This window comes from Streptomyces sp. NPDC047315, assembly GCF_040643215.1.
Lineage (GTDB): Bacteria > Actinomycetota > Actinomycetes > Streptomycetales > Streptomycetaceae > Streptomyces.
The window spans coordinates 12,529-23,347 of record NZ_JBEYTZ010000030.1; the positions used below are offsets into that span (position 1 = coordinate 12,529).

The 10,819-nt window shown below is 76.2% G+C and carries 1 protein-coding gene; it reads right to left on the bottom strand.

The window, feature by feature from the left end; translation table 11 throughout:
• Window positions 1-113: 113 nt before the first annotated feature.
• Window positions 114-10,817, bottom strand: coding sequence for an amino acid adenylation domain-containing protein (locus ABZ842_RS29380; RefSeq protein WP_361543237.1), 10,704 nt, complete (start codon window positions 10,815-10,817; stop codon window positions 114-116).
• Window positions 10,818-10,819 lie beyond the last annotated feature (2 nt).

Sequence of the window (10,819 nt, forward strand, 5' to 3'; positions counted from 1 at the left end):
CTCCCTTCGGACAGCCACCACGCAAGTCAGTGACCCCCGTCGGCACTTCACCTCCCCACCGCCCGTCGGTTCACCCCGCGCGCCCACCACAACCACCCGGACGAATGACCGGCTCAGGACGGTCCCGGCACGACCTCGTCCAACCCGTCCGCCAGCGCCGCCAGGGCGCGGGACACCTCGTCGCTCACGCGCTGCGCCGTTCCGCGGTCGAACAGCTCGGCGGCGTACGTCAGGGTGCCGCTGATGCCGCCGAGCGCCGGGTGCTCCGACAGGTGGAACAACAGGTCGAAGTCGGAGTGCGGCACCGGGGCCGGCCGCAGCCGGACCGTGAGCCCCGGCAGCCGGGGCGTCTCGGTGCCGCTGACGGCGGTGTGGGTGACGGCGACCTGGAACAGCGGGTGCCGGTGCGGGGAGCGCGGCGGATTGACCAGCTCCACGAGCCGGTCGAAGGAGAACTCCTTGTGGTCGTGTGCGGCGAACAGCCGGTCCCGGACCTGGGCGACGAGTTCGCGACGGGTCGGCCGGGCGGAGGTGTCGGTGCGCAGGACCACCGTGTGCACGGCACACCCCACCAGGTCGTCCAGGCCCGCCGCGTCACGGCCGCTGACGGCCACGCCGACCGGCACGTCGTCCCCGGCGCCGAGCCGGACGAGCGCGGCGACCAGGGCCGCGTGCCACACGGCGTACGTACTGGCCGCGCAGTCGCGGGCGATCCGATGGAGCTGCCGGTGGGTCGCCGCGTCCACGTCGAACGCCAGTGTCGCGGTGCGCCCCTCGACCTTCGCGGCCCGGGGCCGGTCCAGGGGCAGCGGCAACTCGTCGGGCAGCCCACCGGTCGCCGTGCGCCAGTACCGGGCCTGGGCGGCGGCCGGGCTGTCGGCGTCGGCCTCCTCGCCCGTCCGGTCGCGCAGCCACCGGGCGTAGTCGGCGTACTGCGGGGCCGGCGCTGGCCACTCGGGCGGCGCCCCCGCCAGCCTGCTGCCGTAGGCGGTGGCGAAGTCCCGCAGCAGCGGGGCGAGGGACTCCCCGTCGACGGCGATGTGGTGGAGGGCCAGCAGCAGCACGTGCCGATCGGGGGCCGTGCGCAGCAGCCGCACCCGCAGCGGCGGCCGGCCCACCAGGTCGAAGCGGATGCGCAGCTCGGCCCCGATGGCGGCCTCCAGCCCGGCCGGGGCCACCTCCACGCCCATCAGGTCGAGCGGCGCGGACCGGGGCGGCAGGATCTGCTGCACGGTGCCCCGGTCGGTGTGCGGATAGACGGTCCGCAGGACCTCGTGGCGCTCCACGACGTCCTCAAGCGCCGCGCGCAGCGCCGCCGTGTCCAGCCGGCCCGACAGCTCGAGCGCCGCGGTGGTGAGGTTGTCCGGCCGGTCGTCAGCCAAGTAGTGGACCGTCCACAGGCGTTCTTGACCGGGGGAGAGCGGGGCTCGCGCCGGGCGCGGGCCCGCCGCGGCGGCTTCGGGGAACGCCGCAGGTGCGCCGGGCGCGGCGGTCGGGGCGTTCGCCCGGGCGGCGAGTCGACGCTCCAGGGCGGTGACGGTGCGCGCCTCGAAGAGGTCGCGCACGTGCACCCGGGCGCCGAGTTCGCTGCGCAGCCGGCCCACCAGCTTCACGGCGGCGAGCGAGTTGCCGCCGAGGGCGGTGAAGTCGCCGTCGACGTCGACCGAGTCGAGCCCCAGGGCCTCGGCGAACAGGGCGGCCACGGCCTGCTGCCGGGGCGTGCGCGGGGCGTGTCCGCCCGCGGGGCCGGTGGCGGCAGGCGCGGGCAGGGCGGCCGTGTCGACCTTCCCGTGGGCGGTCAGGGGCAGCGCGTCGAGCGTGACGACGGCGGTGGGCACCAGATGGCCGGGCAGCTGGTCGGCGAGCCGGGCGCGCAGCTGCGCCGGGTCCACGGGGGCGCGCAGCACGACGTACGCGGTGAGGGTCTTCCCGGTGCCCGCCGCGTGCGCGGCCACGGCCGCCGCTGCGACCTCGGGCGCACGGCAGAGCGCCGCCTCGACGGCCCCCGGCTCGATGCGGAACCCGTTGACCTTCAACTGCCGGTCGGCCCGGCCAAGGAAGTGCAGCCGGCCGTCGGCGTCCCACTGTGCCAGGTCACCGGTGCGGTACAGCCGGGCCCCCGGGGCGCCGCAGGGATCGGCGACGTACCGCTGCGCGGTGAGCGCCGGGGCCCGGTGGTAGCCGGCCGTCAGCCCGGACCCGGAGATGTGTACCTCCCCGGGTACGCCGGGCGCCACGGGCCGCAGCGCGGCGTCGAGCAGCACCACGGACGTGTTGTCGATGGGCCGACCCACGGGGAGCGGGGCGTCCGCGACGGGCCCTTCGGGGATCGGGTGGCCCGTCGCGAAGGTGGTCGTCTCGACCGGGCCGTAGTAATTGACGATCCGCAGCCCGGGGTTGGCCCGCCGGGCCCGGCGGACCGCGGACGGCGCGACGACGTCCCCTCCGGTGGAGACCTGCCGCAGGTCGACAAGGACGCCCGGCGCCTCCTCCGAGATCAGCTCGAACAGGCCGGCGGTGAACCAGGCCGCGGTGACCCGGCCCGCCGCCACGGTGGTGGCGTAGTCGTCCAGATCGAGGTCCCCGGGTGGCGCGAGAACCGCCAACCGGCCGGTGAGCAGCGGCATCCACAGCTCGTACACCACCGGGTCCCAGGCGTGGGAGGAGTGGAAGAGGACCCGCTCGTGCTCGGCGCCGGCGAACGCGCGGTCGTGGACGCGCGTCAGCACGTTGCCGTGGGTGACGGTGACGCCCTTGGCCGCGCCGGTGGAGCCGGAGGTGAACATCAGACAGACGGGCGCGTTCGGCGGGACGCTGCCGCCGGGGTCGGTCGCCGGCTCGCCTGCCGCCTGCTCCTCCACCTCGGTGAGCGAGTTGAGGACCAGGTCGGCGCCGGCGTCGCGCAGCAGCGCCGCACGCGCCGGTGGCGGCAGGTCCGCACGCAGCGGGACGGCGACGGCGCCGAGCTTGGCGAGGGCGAGGAAGGCGACGGCGACTTCGACGGAGCGCTCAAGACGCAGCCCGACCGGAGTCCCGGGGCCCGTGCCGCGGTGGCGCAGGTGGTGCGCCAGCCGATTGACGCGGGCGTTGAGCTGCCCGTACCCGATCAGCCGGCCGGCCGCCCACAGCGCGGGTCGGTCGGGGGCGGCGTGGACCGTCGCCTCGAACGCCTCGCCGAGCGAGCGGTACGGCACGGGCACGACCGCCCCGCGGCCCCGGCCCGACAACTCGCCGCGGCGCCGCTCCCCGAGCAGGTCGACCGAGCCCACGGGCCGGTCGCCGTGGTCCGCGACCGTCCGGCAGGCGTCGGCGACCAGCCGCCACAGGTCCTCGACGGAACCCAAGCGCTCCAGCCGACCCGGCTGGAAGTAGAAGCGGAAGTCGAGCCGGCCGGCGCGGGGCAGCACCGCGAGGGCGAGGGGGTAGTGGGTGGCGTCGTGCACGTCCACGCCCGCCACCCGCAGCCCGGCGCCCGGACCGGTGAAGTCCTCCGAGTCCAGGGGATAGTTCTCGAAGACGAGGAGGGTGTCGAAGAGTTCGCCGGCGCCGAGCGTCGCCTCGATCGCGGCCAGCCCCAGGTGGTCGTGGTCGAGCAGCCGGACCCGGGCGGCCTGGACGGTGGCGGCCAGCTCCTGGACATCGGCGCCCGGGGTCAGTTCGACCCGTACCGGCACGGTGTTGATCAGCAGTCCGACCATGTCCTCGGCGCCGTCGAGCCCCGCGGGCCGGCCGGCCACGGTGACGCCGAAGACCACGTCGTCCCGGCCGGTGAGATGGCCCAGCACCAGCGCCCACGCCGTCTGCACCAGCGTGTTGACGGTCAGCCCGCGGCACGCCGCACGCTCGGCGAGCGCGGCTGCGGTCTCCCCGGGCAGGGTGAAGGTGCGAGGCGCGGCCGGCTCGACGGGGGCGTCCTGCCGCGCGCCGCCCAGTCGCGTGGGCTCCACGTCGGACAGCTCCCGGCGCCACGCCTCCTGCGCCCGGTCCGCGTCCTGGGCCGCCAACCACGCCAGGTGGCGTCGGTAGGGCGGCGCAGGCGGTAGCTGCGCCCCGCGGTACAGGGCGAACAGCTCACGCAGCAGGATCGGCACGGACCACCCGTCGAGCAGGGCGTGGTGATGGGTGAAGGCCAGGGACCAGCGCCGTGCGCCGGTCCGGGCCAGCGTGAAGCGCAGCAGCGGCGGCCGGTGCGGCGAGAACGGGCCGCGGTCCTGCGCCAGCTCGTCCCGTAGCTCCTCCTCGGTCAGCGGACCGGACGCCGGGTCCACGGTCCGCCACGGCAGCTCGACGTCCTGCGGCACCACGCACAGCGGACCGGCGGGCCCGGCGAGGGCGAAGGCGCCGCCGAGGTGCGGGTGGCGCCGGAGCAAGGACGCGGCGGCGGCCCGCAGCCGCCCGTGGTCGACGTCCCCGGCCAGGTCGAGGACGAGCTGTACGACGTAGGGGTCGGGACCTCCTCCGGCGTCGGAGTGGTACAGCAGCCCCGACTGGAGCGGTGTGGCGGGGAGCACGTCGGCCAGGGGGCCCGACTCGGCCTCCAGCCGGTCGAGTTGTGCCTGCGCGACGTCGACGAGGGGGAAGTCCGACGGCGTGTGGAGGGCGCCTTCGGCGTCGGTGTGGTGTGCGGCGTACGCCGACAGCACCGTGCGCCACGCGTCGGCGAGGGCTTCGACCTCGGGCCCGTCGAGGACCCCGGCCGGCCACGTGCAGACGAATTCGAGGCGCGGCCCGCCCTCGCCGGGCGCTACGAACGCGTCGATCTCCAAGGCGTGCGCCACGGGCATGGCAGGGTCGGCCTCGCCTCGCAGCGACCCCGGCAGCGGCTCCCACGCGCTGCCGTCGACACCGGGGACGTCGTCGGTGTCGAAGCGACCCAGGTAGTTGAAGCCGATCGCCGGGGCGGCGGCCAGTTCGGCGCGGACCTCGGGATCGGAGCCGTAGCGCAGCAGGCCGTGCCCCACGCCCCGGTGCGGAACGCCGCGCAGCCGCTCCTTGACCCGCTTGGCCACCGCGTCCAGGCCGGTGCCGCGGGCCGCCATCGCGTCCCAGTCCCGGACGCGGGCGTCGAGCGGCAGCGGGTGGATGACGGTGAACCAGCCCACGGTGCGCGAGACGTCGAGGTCGGCGACCTCCGCCAGGTCGAGGTCGCGGCCGTGGCCCTCGACGTCGACGAGGAGGGGCCGGCCTGCGGCCTTGCCCGACCAGCGGTGCAGCGCCACGGAGAGCGCGGCGAGGAGGACCTCCGGCACGTTGGCGTGGAAGCGGCGGGGGACGGAGGTCAGCAGCGCCCCGGTGATCTGCTCTCCGAGGTGGAAGCGGACCGTGGACGTGGTGGCGACGGTGTCCAGTGCGGGGTCAACCGGCCGGCGACCGACGTGCGTCGCCGTGTGCTGCTCGCGCCACCAAGCGACCTCCGCCGCGGACGGGGCGGCCTGCGCGAGCCGGTGGGCCCAGGTCCGGAACGGGGTGGCGACGGGCGGCAGTTCGGCCGGCCGGCCGGCGAGCGCCGCGGCGTGGGCCGCCGCCAGGTCCGGCAGGAGGATCCGCCAGGACACCGCGTCCACCGCCAGGTGGTGGACGAGGAGCAACAGCAGCCCGCCGCCGGCCGGGCCGGTGTCCTTGAGCCACACGGCGCGCAGCAGGACGCCGTCGCGGGCGGACAGTTCGCGGCGGGCCTCCTCTCGCTGCCGCTCCGCCTCGGCCTGCGGATCGTCGGTGGGTACCCGCGTCAGGCACGGCGCGGCCCGGACCGTGCCGGGCGGCCGGATCCGGAGCGAGCCGTCGCCGGCCGCGGCCATGCGGAGCGCGTCGTGCCGGTCCAACAGCGCCTGGAGCGCCGTGACCAACGTCGCTTCGGTGGCCCCGGGCGGCAGCGGGCACAGGACGGACTGGGCGAAGGAGTCAGCGGGGGTGCCGAACGCGGCGAGCCAGTGCATGATCGGCGTACGGGGGAAGGGGCCGACGGCCTCCGCCGGCTCCCCGGGCCCCGCCGGCAGGGGCGCGTTCGCGGCGGCCCGCGCCAGCGCCCGCGGGGTCTGCCACTGGAAGACGTCGCGGGGCCGGATCGACAGCCCCGCCGCCCTGGCGCGGTTCACCAGCCGGATCGCGAGGATGGAGTCGCCGCCGAGCCGGAAGAACTCCTCGTCGGGATCGACGCGGTCGACCCCGAGGAGCGAGCCGAAGAGGGACGCCAACAGCTCCTCGGCAGGCGCGGGTACGGGTACGGGTGCGGGTTCGACGGCGGTCCGTGCGACGGCCGCCGGGGGCGGCACGGGCGTGCGCAGGGCGGCCCGTTCCTCGTCGGTCAGCACGGGGAGGGAGTCGAACGGCGCCGCGGGGTCGTGGAGGACCGCTTCGAGCAGCCGCCCGAGCACCCGTACGACGAGCTCGGCCGTCCGGTGCTCGAACGCGTCCGCGTCGTACTCCAGCACGCCGTCGAAGCCGCCGGCCGCGTTCTCGGTGAACTCGAAGAGCAGGTCGAACTTGGCCATCGACCGGTCGAGCGCGAGCGGCGCCGCCCGCACCCCGGGCAGGGAGACCACCGGCGCCTGCCCGGCGTGGAGCGCGACAGCCACCTGGAACAGCGGGTGCCGGCCGAGCACCCGGGGCGGGCCCACGGCGTCGACGACCCGGTCGAAGGGCACCTGGTGGGCGAAGGCGACCAGGTCAGTGCGGCGCGCCCGGTCGACCACCTCGGCGAAGCCCGGGCCGCCCGACAGGTCGGTGCGCAACACCACCGTCTCGGCGAAGAAGCCGACGAGGTCGTCGAGACCGGCGCCGTCGCGGCCCGCGGTGACCGTCCCGACGGGCACGTCCGTGCCCGCGCCCAGCCGGCTCAGCACACAGGCGACCGCGGCGTGCAGCACCATGAACGCCGTGGCGCCGCGCGCTGCCGCCAGGGCGCGCACGCGCCGCCCCGACGCCGGTTCCCAAGCGAACTCCACGGCGCCGCCGCGGTGCGCCGGGGCGGGCGCCGGATCGCGGTCCCGGGGCAGCCGCAGCACCTCCGGCAGCCCGTCCAACGCCTGCTTCCAGTGGGCCAGTTCGACGGCGAGCCTGCTGTCCGGCCGGTCCGCGTCGCCGAGGCGCCGGCGCTCCCACACGGCGTAGTCGGCGTACTGCACCGGCAGCGGGGGCCAGGGGACCGAGGGCCCGCCCGGGCCCCGAGACCTGGCGGCGTACGCGGCCGACAGGTCCCGCAGCAGGGGGTGCAGCGAATGTTCGTCGGCGGCGATGTGGTGCAGGACGACGAGCAGGACGTGCCGGTGGGGCCCGGTGCCGAACAGGGTGATGTGCCAGGGCACTTCGGCCGTGAGGTCGAAGCCCCGGGCGGCCTCCGTGCGCAGCGCGGCATCGAGCTCCGCGGCGGACACGTCGCGCACCGCGAACGGCGTGTCCGGCCGTTCCAGCACCAACTGGCTCGGCTCGTCGCCGGTGTCGGGGAAGACGGTGCGCAGGCTCTCGTGCCGCTCCTGGACGTCCTCGCACGCGGCGTGCAGCGCCGCCACGTCCAGGGGGCCGTCGAGCCGCACGGCGAGCGGGATCAGATAGGTGGCGGCCCGGCCCTCCATCCGGTGCAGGAACCACAGTCGGCGCTGGGCGTACGACGCGGGCACGTGCGCCGGGCGGTCCCCGGCGAGCATCGGGCCGGCCCCGTCCGCCGCCCCGTGCCCGGGGTCCCGGACCAGCTCGGCGAGGCCCGCCACGGTCGGCCGGGCGAACACGTCGCGCACCGAGACTGCCGCGCCCGAAGCGGCGGCGATGCGCAGCGCGAGCCGGTTGGCCAGCAGCGAGTCCCCGCCAAGGGCGAAGAAGCTGTCGTCGACGTCGAACGCTTCGCTGCCCAGCACCTCGGCGAACAGCCGGCGCACGGTCGCGGTCGCGCCGTCCGCCACCGCGACGGGCGCCGCGGACCGGCCCGGGGCGAGGGCGCGCAGCCGCCGCTGGTCCAGCTTCCCGTTCGCGGTCAGCGGCAGGGCGTCGACGACGTGCACCACCGAGGGCACCATGTGGGCGGGCAGCAAGGCGGCGACCGCGTCGCGGATCTCCCGCGCATCCAGCGCCCCTGGCGCGCCGTGCGCGCCGTCTGCGTGATCTGTGGCGCCGTCGGGCACGACGTAGCCGACGAGCCGCCGATCGCCCGGCTGATCTTCGACCACCAGCGCCGCGGCGGCGGCGATCCCGGGCAGCCCGCTGAGGACGGCCTCCACCTCGCCCAACTCGATGCGGAAGCCACGGACCTTCACCTGGCGGTCGGCGCGCCCCAGGTATTCGAGACCGCCGTCCCCGCGCCGCCGCGCCAGGTCACCGCTGCGGTACATCCGCTCGCCGGGTGCGCCGGCGGGGGCGGCGACGAAGCGCTGCGCCGTCAACCCGGGCCGGTCGTGATAGCCGCGGGCGAGCCCGGGGCCGCACACGTACATCTCCCCGGGCAGACCGGGCGCAACCGGCCGCAGCGCCGCGTCGAGCACGTGGACGCGCAGGTCGGGCAGCGGGGTCCCGATGAGGCTGCCCGCGCCCGCCGCGGCGGCGTCGGCGTCGAGCCGGCGTTCGGTGACGTGGACGGTCGTCTCCGTGATGCCGTACATGTTCACCAGCCGGGGCGCCGAGTCGGGGTGCCGCGCGTACCAGTCGACCAGCCGCCACGGCTCCAGCGCCTCCCCGCCGAAGACGACGTACCGCAGCCGCAGCCGGGCGCTCACCGCCGGGCGCCGCGCATCGGCCTCCACCAGCTCCGTGAACGCCGACGGCGTCTGGTTGAGGACCGTGACGCCCTGCTCGACGAGGAGGTCCAGGAACTCGTCCGGGGAACGGGCCGTGTCCTCGTCGACGACGACCAGCCGCCCCCCGTGCAGCAGCGCGCCCCACAGCTCCCAGACGGAGAAGTCGAACGCCGTGGAGTGGAACAGGGTCCACACGTCGTCCGCCCCGAAACCGAAGGAACCGGCGGTCGACGTCAGCAGCCGCACCACGTTCGCATGGGTGACCACGACGCCCTTGGGGCGGCCGGTGGAGCCCGAGGTGAAGATGGTGTACGCGGCGTCAGCAGGGCGCGGGCGGTGCGCCGGCCGGTCGACCGCGCCGGGCACGGACCGCCCGTCGCGAAGGCGCAGCACGGGCACCGGCGCGTCCGGCGGCGCGGCATCCCCGTCGGTGATCAGCAGGGCGGGCGCCGCGTCGGCGAGGGTCGCGCGCAGCCGCTCGGCCGGGTACGACGGATTCAGCGGCACATACGCCGCACCCGCCTTGAGCACGCCGAGGATCGCCGCGACCAGGTCGAGCGAGCGGGGCAGCGCCACGGCCACGAACTGACCGGGCGCCACCCCGCACCCGGCGACCGCGCGGGCCACTTCCTCCGCCCGGTCGTCGAGCTGGCGGTACGTCAGCGACGCACCGCCGTGGACGACGGCGGTCCGCGCGCCGCGGACGTCGACCTGCCGTTCGAACAGGTCCACCAGGGAGCCCGTGGGCGGTGCGGCGGCGCGGGCGGGGCGCGCCGGCCCGTCGACCGGAGCGAGGGCGAGCCGGCCCACCGGGAGAGCGTCGGGGGCGTCGGCGACAGCGGACAGCGCGGTGAGCAACCGGGCGTGGTGGGCGGTGACGTCGCCCTCGGAGTAACGGGCCGCGGAGGCGTCGACGTCGAGCCTGAGCGCCGGCTCGCCGTTGTCGTACGCGCCGACGGCGAGTTCGTCGGGCCGCCCGGGCGAGCCCTCGTGGACGGTCACCGGATGACCGGCGAACTCCACGTCCGTGGCCATCGACATCACATTGACCGTCGGGCCGACGATACGCCGCCCGCCGTCCAGGGCCGCGGCGTCCCGCAGCACGTCCTCCAGCCGGTACCGCTGGTGCCGCAGCACGGCCGTGATCCCCGTGCTCGCGTCCCGGGCCAACTCGGCGAACGGACGTGCGGGGTCGACGACCAGCCGCAGCGGCAGCACGTTGGAGACCGAGCCGAGCGCCCCGCGCGCCGCCTTCCCGACCCGGGCGGGGACCGACAGGCCGAGGACGACGTCCCGCCGCCCGCTGTCGGCGTGCAACAGGACGGCGGTGGCGGCGCACACCACGGCTGGCCACTGCACCCCCCACGCGGCGGCCCGCTCCCGCAGCCGCGCCCACTGCTCGGGCGGCAGGTGGCCCGAGCGCCGCACGTGGCCGGTGGCGCCCGGCGGCACCGGCCCCTGCGCGAGGACCGGCACGTCGTCCAGGTCGGCGACGCGCTCCGCCCAGTAGGCGGCGTCGTCGTGCCGCCGCGTCGAGGCCCGGTAGCGGGCGTCGTCGGCGAGCAGGGTCTCCATCCGGTCGTAGACGCCGCCGTCGACGGGCTCACCCGCGCGGAGCGCGGTGTAGCTGCGCGCCACCCGCCGGATGAACGTGTCGAAGCCGGCGCCGTCGCACAGCAGGTGGTGGAAGCGGGCGCACCACACGTGATCGGCGTCGGAGACCCTGATCAGGGTGTGCTCGAACAGCGGCGCCGCCGTCAGGTCGAAGGGCCGCTCGTACTGCGCCTCGCAGTACCGCACGGCGGTCTCCATCGGTTCCCCGGCGTCCGACACGTCGAGCCGGCGCAGCGCCCACCGGGGCTCCGGCTCGACGACCTGACGGGCCCCGTCCTCGGTCTTGACGAACCGCACGCGCATCGTCTCGCTGCCGGCGACCTCGATCCGCAGCGCCCGTTCGAACAGGTCGGCGTCCACCGGGCCCCGGATGTGGAAGTACTGGCCCACGACGTACCGCAGCCCGCTGGCGTCCAACTCGTGCCCGAACCACAGGCTCTGCTGCGCCGCCGTCAGTTCCGCTCCCGCTTCGCTCCGCACGG